16 protein-coding genes are annotated in these 17692 nt (G+C 34.0%); 2 read left to right on the forward strand and 14 right to left on the reverse strand.

All coding sequences use genetic code 11. The features are described from left to right. Positions 1–78 precede the first annotated feature (78 nt). The gene (locus Q2T76_RS00310; RefSeq protein WP_302083005.1) at positions 79–801 is read left to right on the forward strand and encodes a GntR family transcriptional regulator; all 723 of its coding nucleotides are present in this window, start codon (positions 79–81) and stop codon (positions 799–801) included. A 14-nt stretch (positions 802–815) separates the two neighbouring features. Continuing rightward, complete coding sequence (locus tag Q2T76_RS00315) at positions 816–1619, forward strand: MurR/RpiR family transcriptional regulator (protein ID WP_302083007.1); 804 nt, start codon at positions 816–818, stop codon at positions 1617–1619. Between the two features lie 52 nt (positions 1620–1671). Here Q2T76_RS00315 and Q2T76_RS00320 read toward each other — a convergent pair whose 3' ends face one another. From Q2T76_RS00320 to Q2T76_RS00385, 14 genes are all read right to left on the reverse strand, one after another. Next, the gene (locus tag Q2T76_RS00320; protein WP_302083009.1) at positions 1672–2499 is read right to left on the reverse strand and encodes an ROK family protein; all 828 of its coding nucleotides are present in this window, start codon (positions 2497–2499) and stop codon (positions 1672–1674) included. 21 nt (positions 2500–2520) lie between these two features. Continuing rightward, the gene (locus Q2T76_RS00325; protein ID WP_302083011.1) at positions 2521–3903 is read right to left on the reverse strand and encodes a glycoside hydrolase family 1 protein; all 1383 of its coding nucleotides are present in this window, start codon (positions 3901–3903) and stop codon (positions 2521–2523) included. Positions 3904–3905: 2 nt separating this feature from the next. Continuing rightward, positions 3906–6533: a glycoside hydrolase family 38 C-terminal domain-containing protein gene (locus tag Q2T76_RS00330; protein ID WP_302083013.1), complete on the reverse strand. Its 2628-nt coding sequence runs from the start codon at positions 6531–6533 to the stop codon at positions 3906–3908. Between the two features lie 54 nt (positions 6534–6587). Continuing rightward, a complete protein-coding gene (locus Q2T76_RS00335; protein WP_302083015.1) occupies positions 6588–7034 on the reverse strand; it encodes a PTS sugar transporter subunit IIA in 447 nt (148 codons plus the stop codon). 17 nt (positions 7035–7051) lie between these two features. Beyond that, the gene (locus tag Q2T76_RS00340) at positions 7052–8545 is read right to left on the reverse strand and encodes a PTS fructose transporter subunit IIC (RefSeq protein ID WP_302083017.1); all 1494 of its coding nucleotides are present in this window, start codon (positions 8543–8545) and stop codon (positions 7052–7054) included. A 142-nt stretch (positions 8546–8687) separates the two neighbouring features. After that, on the reverse strand, positions 8688–9620 hold the full coding sequence (locus Q2T76_RS00345; RefSeq protein ID WP_302083019.1) for a LacI family DNA-binding transcriptional regulator: 933 nt from the start codon (positions 9618–9620) through the stop codon (positions 8688–8690). 16 nt (positions 9621–9636) lie between these two features. Then, positions 9637–10449: a Cof-type HAD-IIB family hydrolase gene (locus Q2T76_RS00350; RefSeq protein WP_302083021.1), complete on the reverse strand. Its 813-nt coding sequence runs from the start codon at positions 10447–10449 to the stop codon at positions 9637–9639. Positions 10450–10538: 89 nt separating this feature from the next. Continuing rightward, positions 10539–12452 (reverse strand): copper-translocating P-type ATPase, encoded by a 1914-nt coding sequence (locus Q2T76_RS00355; RefSeq protein WP_302083023.1) that lies wholly within the window; start codon positions 12450–12452, stop codon positions 10539–10541. Then, a complete protein-coding gene (locus Q2T76_RS00360; RefSeq protein WP_302083025.1) occupies positions 12452–12823 on the reverse strand; it encodes a cupredoxin domain-containing protein in 372 nt (123 codons plus the stop codon). The genes Q2T76_RS00355 and Q2T76_RS00360 overlap by 1 nt, the downstream gene beginning before the upstream one ends. Positions 12824–12838: 15 nt before the next feature. Next, positions 12839–13258 carry a CopY/TcrY family copper transport repressor gene (locus Q2T76_RS00365; RefSeq protein ID WP_367881606.1) on the reverse strand — a complete coding sequence of 140 codons (420 nt, stop codon included), beginning with the start codon at positions 13256–13258 and terminating at the stop codon, positions 12839–12841. Positions 13259–13361: 103 nt separating this feature from the next. Then, positions 13362–14879, reverse strand: coding sequence for an ABC transporter permease/substrate-binding protein (locus Q2T76_RS00370; RefSeq protein ID WP_302083027.1), 1518 nt, complete (start codon positions 14877–14879; stop codon positions 13362–13364). Then, on the reverse strand, positions 14879–15808 hold the full coding sequence (locus tag Q2T76_RS00375) for an ABC transporter ATP-binding protein (RefSeq protein ID WP_302083029.1): 930 nt from the start codon (positions 15806–15808) through the stop codon (positions 14879–14881). The genes Q2T76_RS00370 and Q2T76_RS00375 overlap by 1 nt, the downstream gene beginning before the upstream one ends. A gap of 121 nt (positions 15809–15929) precedes the next feature. Next, positions 15930–16298, reverse strand: a complete 369-nt coding sequence (locus tag Q2T76_RS00380) for a hypothetical protein (protein WP_302083031.1) — start codon at positions 16296–16298, stop codon at positions 15930–15932. Further along, positions 16291–17592 (reverse strand): Y-family DNA polymerase, encoded by a 1302-nt coding sequence (locus tag Q2T76_RS00385; protein ID WP_302083033.1) that lies wholly within the window; start codon positions 17590–17592, stop codon positions 16291–16293. Before Q2T76_RS00385 ends, Q2T76_RS00380 begins: the two co-directional genes overlap by 8 nt. Between the last annotated feature and the right edge of the window lie 100 nt (positions 17593–17692).

The following is a 17692-nucleotide window of genomic DNA, read 5'->3' on the forward strand; positions in this document are numbered from 1 at the left end:
CATGGGTACAAATTTAACAAGAAATAACTAACTTTGTTATTAAATGTTCTTAAGTTATACTTAAATAAAGAATTAGTTTTGGGGGTATACATTATTTATCATACAATTGCTGAACAAATCATTGATTCAATCATTACCAAAAAATTCACAACTAAGCTGCCAACTGAAGCACAATTAATGGAATTATATGGCGTTAGTCGTAATACTATTCGTCGTGCAATTGGGGTTGTTTTTCAGCGAGGATTATTAAAAAGAGTCCAAGGATCAGGATATTTCATTAACGATATTACTCGTGATGGAAAACTTGTTGTCAATTTATCTATGGGAGCAGGTGAACCAGTTCGTGATCAAGATACTGGTTTTAAATCAAAAGTTCTTTCATTTAGAGAAATTACTGTTGATGAAGAATTCTCCAAAGAATCGAAAATTCCCGTTGGCGAAAAAGTTTACCGAATTATTCGACTTAGATTCTTAAAAGAAAAAATATATTGTTTAGAAACAGCTCATTACTTGAAATCAGTGGTTCCTTATATTCCTAGAGATGCTGCCAAGAAATCACTATTCAAGTTTATTAAAGAAGCCTATGACCTTGATATCACTAATAGTGAAAACTATACTTCAGTAACTTGCCTTGACGAAACTCAAGCAAAAAATCTAGAGAAAAAAGTGGGCTCACAAGAACTCACTTTGACTCAATACAGTTACTGCCGCAATAACGTTTTGATGAATTATACTTATACGATTTATGTTTACCCAAATCTTAACTTCTACTTCACCTCAACTCGTAATAACGAATCGTAATCATGGAGAACTAAATGAACAAGAATATCAATATTTTCAATATTATATCTTCACATTATTCTTCCTTTACTCCTGTAGAGGAAGCTATTGCTGACTTCTTCATCAATAAAAACAAACTAGAGAATTTTAATATTAACTATCTTTCAAAAAAAATTAATACCTCTACTTCTTCAATAACAAGATTTGTAAAAAAAATAGGTCTGGATAACTACAAAGAATTAATCTATCTCTACAATACTTCCTTAGAGCACCAGAACCTTTCATCGACAATAAGAACAGATATTGCACAAAATTATTCCAGCTTAATATATGAATCTGAAAAGAATTTCCGTCCCCACGCTGTAAAAACTTTTTCAAATCTAATTTCCAAGAACAGATACATATGGTTTTGGGGACTAGGTTTTAACTCATTTGCGGGTGAAGATTTTTACTTCAAGTTTTTTAGATTTGGAAAAATAATCACAGTTTTGAAAGATCACCATACAATCTTCGCTTCCTCTCATCAGGTGAAGCCTGGTGATCTCATTATCATTTCATCATTAAGTGGTCAAGATTCCTCACTTATTGAAGGCGCAAAAATTGCTAGTGAAAAAGGAGCTACTATTTTGGTCATTACTGGAAACGAAGAATCTCCATTAATTGACTATGCAACAGAAACAATATATTGCAGTGCCCTAGACTCTAATCAAAAACTTGGCCAAGTATCTCCACAAATACCAATTCTCATACAATTAGACATCGTGTACTCTCAATATTATACCGATCACGAAACTATTATCGGTCGAAAATGGGATGAATCCGAAAACTTTTTAAATTAAACTTTACCCATTATTAAAAAAAGACTGACAATTAAAATGTCAGCCTTTTTTATTAGTTATTATAGGCAACCACTGCCCCTATCAAGTTGGCATCATTTTGATACTTACAAGGTTTCACATTAATCTCAATTTCTTCATAACCACGTGAATGCAAGTGCTCATTCGCACACTTTTGAATTCTCTCAACTAAATTATGATTTTGAGACATCCCTCCACCTAAAACAAACATCTCCGGATCAATAATCACTTGAATATTGAAAATCATTTGACCCATAGTTTCAACGAATTCTTCAATTAGTTTTTGAGCTTTTTCATCAGTCATCTCAACTAAATCCTTGCCCGAAACTTGATTCGTACTGTTTTTATTGTATTTAATAGCTTGATTTACTAGAGTAAATTCTCCAACAATGTCCTTGCCGGTTTCAATCATCCCATATTCACCAGCAATCAAATGATGTCCAGAGAGAATTTTGTCCTCATGAACAAAAGCTCCACCAATTCCAGTTCCAATCACAATGAAAGCACTAGAATCTGTTCCTTTGGCAACGCCATATTTTGATTCACATAACGCTGCACAGTTGGCATCATTTTCAATTGTTACATGATGACCTAGTTCTTTTTCTAAAATTTTGACAAATTCAATTTCATGAATGTAAGGAACTGCGCTTAATCCAGTGATACGTCCTTCATTTTTATGCACAATCCCCGGGCAACTTATTGCTACACCTTCAATATCTTGAGTCCCAAGATATGACTTCATCTGAGCAATCATTTCATCTAGGTTATCAGGTGTTTCAAAACTCTCATGATTTGTTACTTTTTCATTCTGCCAAATTCCACACTTAACAGATGTTCCACCAATATCAAAACAAGCTAGCATATTTTTCCACCTCTTTTAAATTTAGTCAAAACCATTATTCTGAGCTAATTCACGATACCATAGACCACTCTTCTTAATTGTTCTTGAATAGTCGTTCAAATCAACACGATAAAAACCATAGCGATTTTTATATCCATTCAGCCAAGACCAACAATCTATAAAGGTCCAAGTATGATAACCAATACAGTTTGAGCCCTCTTCAATAGCTTTATTCAATTGAGCTAAATGTTCCTTCATAAAGTCAATTCGATAGTCGTCTTCAATCATGCCGTCTGCATTCATGAAACGTTCTTCGTCAGCAACACCCATTCCATTTTCAGAAATATACCATGGTTTATCAGACAATTTGTCGATGGTCTTGGCAATATCATAGATAGCTTCTGGATATATTTCCCAACCACGATAAGGATTAATTCGACGTTCTTTCCATTCATAATTAGCGTAAAGATCACTCGGATCTTCAATTTTTTCAGCGTGTTTTAATGGGGCTTGGACTCTAATTGGTTGATAATAATTAACCCCTAAGAAATCTACTTCACAATATTTAATAATTTCAGCATCGAAATGAATTTGGTCATAATCAATTAGGTCACTTTGTTTCAAAAGCGCAACTAATTCATCATTGATTTTTCCAGACAACGCTGGTGTTAAGAAACTATAGATATTTAATAGATCAGCATTTTTAGCAGCTAACTTATCAGCTGCAGCTTCACTCTTAGGATATGCAGGTGTTAGGTTCAAGATTATTCCAATTTTAGCAGTATTCGCATATTCACTATCTTTCAAAGCCTTGACAGCTTTAGCATGAGCCAATAGTGTATTGTAACCTACTGTGATAGCTTTTTTAAAATCATGGATTGCTGGATAATGATAGCCATGCAAATATGCCATTTCAATATGCACTAGAGGCTCATTGAAGGTTGTCCAATTTTGAATTTGGTCGCCAAAAAGTTCAAAACACTTCTCAGCATAAAATTGAAAATAATCAGATGATTGAGAGTTCTCCCAGCCACCTTTTTCCATTAACCACCAAGGCATATCAAAGTGGAACAAATTAATAATTGGCTTGATATCGTTTTGAAGTAATTCATTGAAATAGTCACGATAAAAATCAACCGCTTCTTGATTAACCGTCTTTCCATCTGGAAGAAGACGTGCCCAAGAAATTGATGTTCTAAAAGAATTAAAACCAAGTTCTTTCATTCTTTGAACGTCTTCTTTGTAATGATCATAAAGCATTGAAGTGTTTTCAGGACCTTCATTGTTATAGAACTTCTCAGGATTCATTTCAAACCATTTATCCCAAGTAGTTGCTGATTTTCCGTTCTCAAGTGAATGTCCTTCTGATTGTGGGGCCGATGTTGCAGCACCCCACATGAAATTCTTAGGGAAATTGTATTGCATAGTTAGTTCTCCTCAATGACAAGTGTTTTAATTTCTCCAGGATTAAAGTTTCCAACGGTAATTTCTTTTCCTGTTGATGTTTTTTTCTTATTATCACCATTAAAATCTGTATAGGAAACCTTTAAATCGCTTACAGAATTAATTTTACCACCTTCAACCATTTCATTACTATAGTTAACTAATCGAACTAAAACTCCATTGTCTAATTTTTGTGTAGTACTAATTTCTACATTAATATTTTTAGTATTAAAATAGTCAAAGTTATTAATTGGACGTGGTAATTTATTCATCACAAAGTATTCCAATATGTTAGTAAATTTATTTAAACCTTGTACTTGATAATGAGGTAAGTATATTGAATAATCATGAAATTCTTTTACTGTTTTATTAGCGTCAAATGATGTTTTTGTTAGATCTATTGCAAAATTGAATTTCAATTTTCTTAATAACTGGCTGTCTGGTGTCTCAATATATTTGAATTGATTACCCGATGCTACACCAGGTCTTCTTATTAAATCTGGTCTTCCCAAAAATCCAACCGATCTGTATAAGGTCAATGCGATAGACTGAAATTTTGAACCTACAAATTCATATTCCTTTACACCCTTTGAATAGACTGTATATGAAGATTTATTATTATGAGCATTCACAAAATGAATCATTGGATAAATTGAGGAAGGTTCCTCTTTATAATTCAATTTTTTCCAGTCAGCAATATTTTCATCAATCACTTTTCTTTTAATGAATCCAAATGGAGTATCTGCATATGAATAATTATTCTCAATAGCTGAGTTTAAAATAACTCTTAAACGGTGATCTTTAACGGTATTATTTATTTGCAAATCAAACTCTATCAAATTAGAATTCTTTTTCAAAATAACAGTCAACTTATATTTAATAGATGTATCGCAATTGTTTGCTGCCCTAGATTTCAAATCCTTAGGCAGATTCCACTCTCCATTAATAATCATCTTATTTTCTAGGATACCGGTCACTGTTTTGAAAACAGAATTTTCTAAATTTAAAGAATAGATATTATTTTTATACGCTGGTGAATAGTCATATGTATCCCCCTCATCACCTGTATCTTCAAAATATAAAGCATTATCAAACTTTTGATTATTTAGCTTGTTAGTAATAGTTACTGAGCCATTACTATTTACTTCAAACTTAAACTTATCATTCTCAATAACGTTATCCATTCCGAATGAAGTTTCTAAGCTATCATTGCTTTTTGATATTTGATATTTAACATAGCTAAATGCTGGTACTTTTACCTCTACTAGAACTTTGTTTAAATAATAGTATTTGTCGTCTTCATACTCAGAAGTATCACGTTTAACTTGTCCTGAATATATTTTTTCTTTTGAGATACTTTGAAATTGAACAAGCTTATTATCTATATCAGTAATTTTAAAGTCACTAAACTTTGTAGAAATTTCCATCTCAGTAATTTTCTTAATTGGATATGATTGTGGATTATAGACAAATAAATCATTCTCTATGCTTCCATCCATTGAAATAGACATTTTTCTAGTAAGATAATCTATTTCAGAATTAACCAACCGCTCCGCTTCTTTGAAACGAGAAATAATATCTTCATTTGTAAAGTCACTATTGCAACCTCCAGCAGAATCATGAGCTTGGTTTCTACTCATAATTTTCCATATTTTATCAATTAATCCATGTTTATAAGGAATTTCATTTTTGTCAGCCATCATCATTAAAGGTTCTAACGTTTCAATGATCAATCTTTCTAAATGATCATTAAATTGCTTTTGATCATATCGTGATGAATAAATAGATCTATGAATTTTAGATACTGAAGGATCAATAAACTCCCCGGATAAGGTATCCAAACCAGTGTTTTTCTCTTCAAGTTCATCAAATGTGGCTGGATAGTTATTTTCAACAAATTCATAACTGGTAAACTTTTCATTTGCCTGTTGTAATTTTTCTTTAATATCAAAATCAACATATCTTTGATCTCCGCCGAGAGGCAATACAATTTCAGAAGTATTTTCTCCTTTAAGAGTATTCAAAATTTCAGGCAACTGTTTTTGATCTTCAATAAGAGGCACTCCCGCAAAATAGCCACCATTTATATTTAAAACATTAACAATACTCCCATCACTAGCTTCCCACTTGAAAAATCTATCATTTGTTAATCTACTTGGTAAACCACGCCAAAATAACGCTCTTGTGATGTTGAGACCGTTATATATTTTGGGCATATCTTGGCCTTGCCCAAAAGAATCAGGTAAGTACCCAATGTTCATATACCCACCTATTTTATCAGCCAATTTCATTCCTAACTGCAAATTTCTTATAATAGATTCACCTGAAACTATTAACTCATCAGTTTGTGTATACCATGGTCCTACAAATAGTTTTCCAGACTCAATATTTTTTTTGAATAGCGGTTCTTTTTCCGGACACATTTCTAAATAATCATCAATTATCGACATTTGTCCATCAATTAAATAGTATTCTAAAACATTATCTTCTAACGCTTTAAAAACTTCATCCATATTATGAACAAACTGGATCATGGCATCATATCGGCTAAAATACCATTCAAAATCCCAATGTGTATGTGGAACAACATTTACTTTAACTTTTTCTGACATGTGTACTACTCCTTAAAAATAGAGAGGATATATTTATCCTCTCTATGTTAGAACTTATATCTCATTTATTAATTCAACTATTTTTTTAATATCTGTTTCTTCTTTTAATGAATTAGTAAATTCCTCATCCATTAATTTTCTAGCCACAGAACTAAGAATTTTCAAGTGTTCTTTCCCACCATTTTTCGGAATTGATAGTGCTAATGCAGTATCAACAGGCTTTTTATCCAAAGCATTCCACTCAATTGGATTAGAGAACTTAATAAAGAATAATCCTGTTTTTAAAACACTATCATCATTACTATGAGGAATAGCAATCCCATTTTTAAATCCAGTAGTAGTCTCCAATTCTCTATTCTTTAAACCTTCATAAAACTCATCTGCTGAAGTTGCGTAGTCGTTGCCTGCAACGAGTTCAGCAATGCTTTTAAAGGCTTGATCTTGTGTAGTACTTGTTGAATCAATTAAAATATTTTTTTCATTGAATATATCTTTTTCCATTAATTAATAACTCCAGTTTATAATTGAACTTCGTTCGCTGCTTCAGTAACCTTTGGTGATCTAGTAAATCCAATAATCATTGCAGTTACCAAGATTCCTACACTGACACTGAAAATCCATGTTACAAATGGAACTGGTTGGTCAATATAACCGATAAATGTTCCTAGTGGAGAGCCAATACCTCCATAAAATTTGCATCCAAAGCCTGCTGCCAATGCTCCTGCAACACCAGATCCAATAACATTAGCAATAATCATACGTACAGGATCAGCTGCAACGAAAGGAATAGCTCCCTCAGTAACACCAACTAATCCCATTCCTAAAGTAGCACTTGCTGCAACTTGCTCATCATGACTAAATTTATTTTTGAAAATAAGTGTAGCTAACCAAACACCAAGAGGTGCAACTGAAATTGCAGCCTGAGCAGCAGTTTGAGGAACAAAGTTAGCTCCTTGAACACCAAACTTCGTCATTGTATCAGTAAATACTGCAGTTCCAAAAATCAAAGCAGTCTTATTAACGGGACCACCTAAGTCAAATCCCATCATGGCTCCTATAATAGCTCCAATAATAAATGGAGCACTTGTATATGTCTTGGTTATCCAAGTTAGCCAACTATATAACCCATCCATCATACTTCCTAATGGTTGTCCAATTACATAGAATACAATCACAGAAATTAAAAATGTTGTAACTACTGGAATAATCATAATTGGAACAATAGGTTGAATAATTTTTGGCCATTTAATTTTTTTGAAGTACTTAACAAAATAACCAACTAATAAGGCAACCACAAGTGCCCCAATGAATCCACCACCAGATTTAGTATGTAATAAATCTGGATCATTAACGATGTAAGCACCTATCATTGCTGGTGCAATTGCGGGTTTGTCTGCAATTGAATTAGCAACAAATCCTGCAAATAAAGGAATCATTAATTTAAATCCAACTTGACCAACTTGGAACATGTTTGACATAAACATTCCCATTGGAGTTTTTAAATCAAATCCCCATTTAACAATTCTTCCCAAATCATCTTTTTGGAAAGCATAAACATTAGCAATAGCTAGAATAAGACCTGCAGCAATAACCATAGGTACCATATATGAGATACCACTCATAATATGGGTAAAAATATTTGTTTTTTCAGAATTATTACCTATTTGAACTTTACCAACTTTTGATCCTTTTTTACCAAAAACTGTAGCCTCTTTATCAGCTTTTTCAATCAATGCTTTTGCATCATCAATAGCAGCATTAGAATCAGTTGTATATAATTTTTTACCAGTAAAGCGAATTGGATCTATCTTGATATCTGATGCAATGATAACTAAATCAGCATCATCAATTTCTTGAGGAGTAATTTCATTCTCCACACCAATAGCGCCATTGGTTTCTACTTTTACATCCCAACCTTTTTCCTTCGCAGCTTTTTCAATAGCTTCTGCAGCCATATAAGTGTGTGCTATACCTGCAGCACAAGCAGTAACAGCAACTAGTTTTTTTGTCATACTTTTTTCCTCCACTTCTATTATTCATTAAATCATAAAAAAAATCTGCAGAAAGCGTTTTCTACAAAACTGGTATTTTTTTCATTTTTACAAACATCTTTGAAAATATTTTTATACTAAAAAACCTAGCATTTCTGTTAGGTTATTTTCTTTCAATAAATTCTGCACCAAAAGATTTTCTCTGTTTTTGTTTTGACTTTGCCATTTTAAACGCTGTTTGTCCCATTTCAAAATAGTGATGATTAATTGTGGGAATATTGATTAATTGACTAGATAATTCATTTTCTTGTCCATATAGTATTGGAACCTTCAAATCATTATCTAAGTAATACTGTCTGATTCCAGCCGCCACATCATCACTAGTTGCAAAGAAACAATCAGCTTTAGTACCAACTTTTTTTGCGGCCTCATAACCATCTTCATAAGTTATGACATCAAAGACGGTTAAATCTTTATCAGGATCTTTTTCAAATACATGTTGATAAGAACAAAGAATCTCCGAACCAGTTACACTGACAGTAAAATCTCGACTAAGAGTTACAGCAATATTTTTCGCGCCGGTTTTCTTGATGCTTTTAAATGCTTCAATGAATGAAGGCATTCGATTGCAATATACCGCCGATAAATCATTTTCTCCTGGGTCTTCGAAACAAACGATACGTCCATATTTCGAATACTTAATAAGTTCATTAATATCAATTTTTCTCGTTGTAAAAATTAGTGAGGAGAAAGTCTTAGAACGTAGTTTTTCTAGATAAGACATTTCCATCTCTTGATCGTATTCAGATGGCAAAAGTACCACTTGGTATCCTGATTCAAATGCCTCAGTCAGAATTCCATTAATAATTTGTGTGAAATATGGAGTTTTAACATGCGGCAAAACCACTCCAATATTACGGTTTTCTCCTCGACTTAAGTCCCTAGCTATTGCATTAGGAACATAATCTAGGTCCTTCATAGTTTTTTCAATATCTTGCTTAGCTTTAACTGAAACATAATGCCGGTTGTTAAGTACTCTTGAGACAGTGGTGATAGAGTAGCCACTTTTTTCTGCTATATCTCTGATTGTAGTCATAGTTCCCCCCGAAAGATTAATCTATCTTATTTAAGTACTCTTTAATTCCATAACTAATTCCTTCTTGGATATTAGATTTCGTAATAAATTTCGCATGTTGTTTTACTTCATCTGGAGCATTATCCATAGCAATAGGATAAGCTACTCTTTCAAACATTGGCAAGTCATTATGGCCATCTCCAAAAGCTGCCAATTCATTCTTCTTCAAGTTTTCTTTTTCTATAATGTAATCAATTCCGTGTGATTTTTTTGCTTGTTTACTGGTTATTTCTAAATATAGCGGATTAGAACGCTGAATGTTAATGTCACTAATTTGCAAGTTTTCTAAGAATTCCTTCAAAGCTAATATTTCAGATTCCGTTTCACCAATCAGCATTATTTTTAACAGTTCTTCTGTTTTGTCAGACAGCACTTCTTCCACACTTATTAAATCTGGTTGTAAATGTACAATGTCTGCTTCCACTTCAATTCCATGATTAATTTCATCAGTATACCAATGTGTTAGGTCGTAATAACTGACTGAAACTTTAGGAAACTCAGATTTAATAGCTTGGATTAAAATTCTTGCAACGTCTGCTTTCAAAGGATGTTCTTCTAAGATTTTTTGTTGTTGATTTATTTCTTGGAAAATTAATCCTCCATTAAAGGCAATTTGTGGCTCGGTCAACTCGAGACGGTTGATAACTTCGGACATTTCAATTGGTGCACGGGCTGAAACTAGAGTCACTGGGATTTCAGTTTCTTTGATAGTCTTTACACTTTCATCAGTAATGTAGCCATCATCATCTAAGATTGTGCCATCCATATCAAAAAAAATATATTTAATCATCTGATACTCCCTCACTTTATAATCATTAATTCATTATAAACTATGAAACGCCTTCCTTGTCAAAATAAAAAAGAACTCCCAAGAGTTCTTTAATCATCAGCAATTTTTGTTTTGTTTAATAGCAAGGACGATCCCACAACTGAAATAGAACTAAAGGCCATGGCTAATCCTGCTAGTTCTGGACTCAAAGTAATTCCCCAGACACTGAATAATCCAGCAGCGACGGGAATTCCAATTACGTTATAAATCAAAGCCCAGAAAAGATTTAGCTTGATTCGATTGAATGTTTTTTTACTCATATCAATCGCACGAACTACTCCCATCAAGTCGTTTTGAACTAATACAATCCCTCCCGACTCAATTGCAATGTCAGTTCCTGAACCCATCGCAATTCCGACATCTGCGGTACTCAATGCCGGTGCATCATTAATTCCGTCACCAACAAAAGCAACTTTGTTTTGGGCTTGTAACGAGCTAATCTGATCAGCCTTATCTTGCGGCAAAACATCCGCAATAACTTGACTAATACCTACTTCTTGACCGATAGCATCCGCAACTAATTGATTATCACCAGTTAACATTACCGGTTGTAAATCTCTTTTCTTCAAGGCGTTCATTGCCTTGAAAGCATTCTTTTTTGGTGCATCTTGAATAGCTATTAAGCCAATTATTTTTTGAGCTTTACCAACTAAAACAACTGTCTTGGCTTCAGCTTGCCAAGTATTCATTTGCTTTTTCATTTCATCAGTTATTTGATAGTTTTCAATTAGTTTGTTATTACCAACAATTATTTCTTGCCCAGCTACTGTAGCTCTCACACCTTTTCCTTCAATAGCCGTGAATCCTTCAACTGATTGAGTTTTAATAGCTAACTCTTTAGCTTTTTTGGTAATTGCTAGAGCCAGTGGATGCTCAGAGACTGCTTCTAAACTAGCGGCTACAGTTAGTACTTCTTTTTCATCACCATCTACGTTAGTAACCTTGGGTATACCTTCAGTAATGGTCCCTGTTTTGTCAAAGACAACAGTTTTTACATCATTAATGACTTCCAAGACCTCACCATTTTTAATTAGAACACCCATTTTGGCACTACGAGCAGTTCCAACCATAATAGCCGTTGGTGTTGCTAGACCTAGAGCACATGGACAGGCAATTACAATAACTGAAGTTGCATACAAGAGCGCATTAACAAACGTGTCGCCAACCAAAACATACCAAACGATAAAAGTTACTATCGCAATAATTAACACGGCTGGAACGAAAATATTAGATATTTTGTCAGTTAGTTTTTGAATTGGTGCATGACTTGTTTGAGCTTTTTTTACTAATTCAACGATTTGAGAAAGCATTGTCTCTGAACCAATTTTTTCTACTTTGAAAACGAAAGTCCCATTCTTATTAATAGTTGATCCAATGACCTTATCGCCCATCGATTTCGTTACTGGCATACTTTCACCGGTCACCATTGACTCATCAATAGTCGAACTACCTTCAGAAATCTCACCATCAACGGCAACTTTTTCTCCCGGTTTAACTCTCACCATGTCGCCAATTTTTATTTCTTCAAGTGGTACTTTTACAAATTCATTATTGCGAAGAACTTCGGCATCTTTGACTTGTAAATCCAGGAGCTTCTCGACTGCACTTGATGCATTATTCCGCATCTTTTCTTCTAACACCTGTCCCAATAAAACAAAGACGGTAATAAAAGCCGCACTTTCAAAAAAGACAGCCCGATGAGTAAACATTGCAAAGACACTATAGAAATAAGCTACCGCCGTTCCAATAGCAATCAAGGTATCCATGTTGGCGTTATGATTCTTGAAAGCTGCCCAACCACTCTTCCAGAAAGGAAAGGCACCAAAAATCATAATGATTGTTGTGGCAATAAAAGCTATCCAGTTATGTCCGGGCATCATCCAATTAAACAACATTCCAATCATTTGAATCATCATTGGAATCGACATAATTAGTGATAACCAAAATCTCTTTGTGTATGACATTACTTAACAATAACCTTTCCGTGGAACATGTTCATTCCACATGCATAGTTGTATTCTCCAGCTTTACTGGTATCAATTTTGATAGCCGTCTTTTGCTTCTCAGGTAAGAATTGATTAATTCCAAAATCCTCAAAAACAACTTTTTCAAGACAGTTTGAAGGATCTTTGCGATCAAAAATCACTTCTGCCGGAACGTCTTTTTTCAAAACCACCGTATTGGGTGAATAACCACCATCGACCGTTACTGTTACTTTTTGCATATTATCATTCATTGTTGCATCCACTTCTTTTTGTTCACGCTTGCCAAAGAACCACCAAGCGATGAAACCAATTAATAGAACAGCGATAATTACAGTTATTATTTTTATCATTTTTTTATCCCCTTTTTAATTTTTAGGTAAACAATTACATGCTACTGTTTCCGGAGCAGTTTTAATTTTCTCATTCAAAACTGTCTGCAATTCCTGAATATCAGCCTTACTCATAGGAACTTGCTTAGCTAAATCGATAACCAAACTTCCTTTTTTCATGTCGCAAATACTGGCAAAAACATCACTGGCAGCATTTTCTGTCATCTGATCTTCTGAAACAGTTGCCTGATATAAATATTTATTTTGAACTTTTTTGGTCATCAATAAGTTCTTTTTTACCAAACGTCCCAACAAAGTCTTGATAGTTGAATCACCCCAGGACTTCTTCTTCTGTAATAGTTCAATCACTTGATTACTATAGGCTTCTTGCAGTGTCCAAACAATACGCATTACTTCCCACTCGGAGGGAGAAATATTAGTTTTTACGGTTGTCAAAATGCCACCTCAGCTTTCGTTTACATTTGTAACTTTAACCATATAGTAATCTCTACGTTTACATTTGTCAACGAAAAAGCAATAAAAAAAACTAGACTCGAGTCTAGTTATCTTTTAAAAGTCCATGTTTAATCAAGTATTCACGTGCCACAACCGCGGCAGATTTATGCTTAACAGTTACTTCGTAATTCATTTCTTGCATGTCTTTAGTTGAAATTTTATTAGCCAGTTTATTCAAACTTTTAACAATCTTAGGATACTTGGTAGCAAAACTGGTCTTCATTAATGGAGCTCCTTGATAAGGAGGAAAGAATGAGTCAGCATCTTTTAGAACGACTAGTCCATATTTCTTAATTTGAGCATCAGTTGTATAAGAGTTGGTAACATCAACATGACCATTATTTACAGCTTCATATCTTAATGATGGTTCCATGACTTTAACGTCTGCAAAATTAAAATGATATTTCTGATTTAGCCCAGCATATCCATCCGATTGCTTTAAGAAATCAGCATCAAAGGCCGCACGAAACTGCGGATGCTTAATTAAATCTGCGATATTTTTGAGACCATATCTTTGGGCTGTTTCTTTAGTTACAGCAAGTCCATAACCATTTTGATAACTCATTGGTTTGAGATAAGTCATCTTATATTCAATTCCCAAATCTTTTTTTGCATCACGATAAGCAGCTTCTTTATCATGGTTAACAGTTGAGTTCCCACTAATTAATGATTCCAAAACTGTTCCTGTAAATTCAGGATAGATATCAATATTTCCTTTTTGTAGTGCTCTAAATAAGAACGTTGTTCCACCAAAGTTATTTTTTAGCTCTACTTTGATATCAGGATCTTCTTGATTAATCAAATCTTTGTACATATTAATGAGAATTTCTGGTTCACTACCCATTTTCCCAGCGATTGTAATTGTTTCTTTATCATTTTCACGCCAAACTTGATAACTGGTAAATCCACCAACTAATATCATTAGCGTTGCTAGCCCTAAGAGTAATTTCTTGATGGAAACTTTTGATAATAAATCAATTAAGAAACTTGCAATCAATGCGAGAGCAGCTGATAACAGTGCCCCGGTGAGTAGAGCATTATTATCGTTTGTCTGAATCCCTAAGATTATGTAAGTTCCTAATCCTCCACCACCAATCAAAGCGGCTAAAGTTGCAGTCCCAATTATCATAACTGCAGCAATTCGAATTCCCGAAATAATCATTGGCATAGCAAGCGGTAATTGAATCTTAAAAAGTTTGAACCGGCGAGATAAGCCAAATGCATCTGCCGCTTCATTTAGCAATGGGTCAATTTCTTGGAATCCAGAATACGTATTTTGAAAAACTGGCATAATTGCATACATAACCAATGCAATTATTGCTGGAACTTTACCAATTCCTACAAAAGGAATCAATATTCCTAAAATTGCTAAACTTGGAATCGTTTGGATCATTCCTGCAACTTGTAGAACACCTTTGCCGATTCCGGGATGATCCATCAAAATAATTGCTAAAGGAATAGCAATTAGCATTGTAATCATCATTGCCAATAAAGAGGTTTGAATATGTTGCCATAATGCACTAATAATTTCGTTACTATTTTCATTTAAATAATTAATCATTATTCAACCTCCTTTAATGAGGCTAAATAAACGACTAGATCTTCTGACGTTAAGATATGGCCTTCGACGTTAATTAACTTCTCAGAATCAAGCTTAATTCGATCAGCCCATTGGAAGATAGTGTCGGTTGTCTGCATAACTTCCGCATCAACCGTATACACTTCACCAAATCCTTTAGCCAAAACACTCCCTAGAAAATGAGCTTGTTCATGGTCATCTTCAAAGAACTTCTTCACGAATTCATTTTCAGGATTAGCCAAGATTTCTCTAGTAGTGCCAACTTGTTGCAGCTGACCATTATGAATGATTGCCATTCGATCAGCAATCTTAATGGCTTCTTGCATATCATGAGTCACAAAAACAAATGTTGTTCCCAACTCTTTATGCAACTTCAATACTAGATCCTGTAATTGTCGCTTAGAGATTGGATCTAGTGCACTAAAAGGCTCATCCATCAAAACGATATCAGGACTCGAACAGAGTGCTCTGACAATTCCAATTCTTTGAGCTTCGCCGCCGGATAATTCACTAGGCATTTTATGTAGGCAAATATCCGGATTTAATCCAACTAACTTCATTAATTCTGATACTCTGGCAGTTCTTTTATCCAAATCCCAGCCCTGTGCTTCTAATTGAATGGCAGCATTTTGTGCAACTGTCATATTAGGAAATAGCGCGCTATCTTGTAAAACATAGCCAATATTCTGTCGACTCTTTTGAATGTCCATTTGACGAATGTCGACACCATCAATTTCAACGGTTCCTTGACTCGGATCATTTAACCGATTAATCATTTTTAATAGTGTTGTTTTTCCCGAACCAGAAGGTCCAACCAACACAAAAAGCTCACCAGATTCGATGGTGAGATTAAGGTTTTTTAAAGCTAAATTATCCGCATAGCGCTTGGTAATATCGTTAAAGCGTATCAAACTACTTCCCCTTACATCCCTCAAAATTCTATCTAAGTTCTTTGATTGTAACCTTTAGCAAAATCTTACACAAGATTAACGAATTATTGTCAACATTTAGAAATATATTATTCATTTTTGACTAATTCATTTTAATTGAATGTATCTTACTAAAGGCTACATAGTCATTCTCAAGATACATTCCTTTATTGTCATAACTTAAAATATGTCCACTAACAGGTGTAGGAACTATTCGATTATTATCAAGATCTTTTAATTCTACTGTAACAATTACTTGTTTCTTTATAGCTTCGGCAATTGTTTTTGAGATTTCTAGTTCATTCATCTCACGATTGCGCACGTAATTAATCAGTTCATCTTCAATCTGATATTTTTTGGCTACGGCAACAGTATGATCTGACAAATAAAATCCCTGCCACTTCATCATGCCACGATCCTGGTATTCCTTAAAAAACCGAACTACCAAATTAGGATCATACTCATCATTCATAAGCATTTCCCCCTGCATGTCCACCAACTAAGCCAGCTCTTTTAATAGCAGTAGCGCCTTTTTGCTTACTTGCCAATTTCACTACCGAAGTAAAGCCATATTTCTTTCGAATTTCATCAACCGTCGTATCCAAAATTTTTAATTTGTGATTGTTATTATCTTGATCGAACAAATCTAGTTGCTCATATTTATCCGGTGATAAATTCCCACATGATAAATTAAGATAACGAATCGGATCTTTTTGCCATTTTTCTTCAAATATCTGAATAACGTATCGTTTAAGATCACTATTTCGATTAGTTGGATCAATCTTCATAGTTTTTTGAAATCCCGAAGTACTCTTTTGACCATGATTTTGTGCATTATAAACTCCTAAACTGACACTTCCAGCTAAAACATGATGTGAACGTAATCTAGCAGCTACTTGCTCTGCCAACTCTTTGATTACAATTTCAATTTCTTTCTTGTTACGGTATGTCTTTGGTAACACTTGGCTATTGCCGTATGACTTATCCTTTGGTTGATATTTATTCTTGATAATTGAACGGTCAATTCCCCAAGATAATGCAAACAGCTGTGAACCCATTTTGCCGAATTTCTGCTTCAACAAATAGGGATTATAGTGGGCCAAATCATAAATCGAATTCATTCCTAAGTTTTGTAATTTTTCCGCCGTTCTATGACCAATTGACCAGACGGAAGATAAATCTGTGACTGGCCACAATTTATCTGGAACATCTTCATAGTGCCATTGAGCGATTAAACTATGATTGTGTTTAGCTTCCAAATCTAATGCCAATTTAGCTAGCATTGGATTATCGCCAATCCCCACTGTCAAATAGATTCCTGTTTCTTTTCGAACTTCAATTTGAATCTTTCGAGCCACTTCATAAGGATTATCACCAAATAATTTCCAACTACTAGTCAGATCCAACATTGACTCATCAATTGAATACGGATGAATATCGATTGGTGCAACATACTTTTCAAAAATATCTTTAATTTGTAAATTAACTTTGATATACAAGTTCATTCGTGGTGGAACTACCATCAGACGATCATCGTCAATCGGAACATCTTTAGCTCTCGAAACATTACTAATACCAAATAGTTTTTTCGCCATGGGGCTGGCTGCTAGTACTAAACCACTCCCCGTATTATCTGTCGCTGACATCACCACTAAAATCGTTGTCAATGGGTTTTTGCCTCTGACAGCACATTCAACCGACGCAAAAAAGCTTTTACTGTCAATCATAAAAACTACTCTTCTTGGTTCGTGTCGATAATCATACATTGCTAAATCTCCCACAATTTATTGACTCTAATTATACGAACATACGTTCGTGATTGTCAATAAAAATTATTAGCAAAATAAAAAAATCTCAACTAAATTG

Origin of the sequence: Lactobacillus sp. YT155 (assembly GCF_030504545.1) — a bacterium.
GTDB lineage: Bacteria > Bacillota > Bacilli > Lactobacillales > Lactobacillaceae > BQUT01.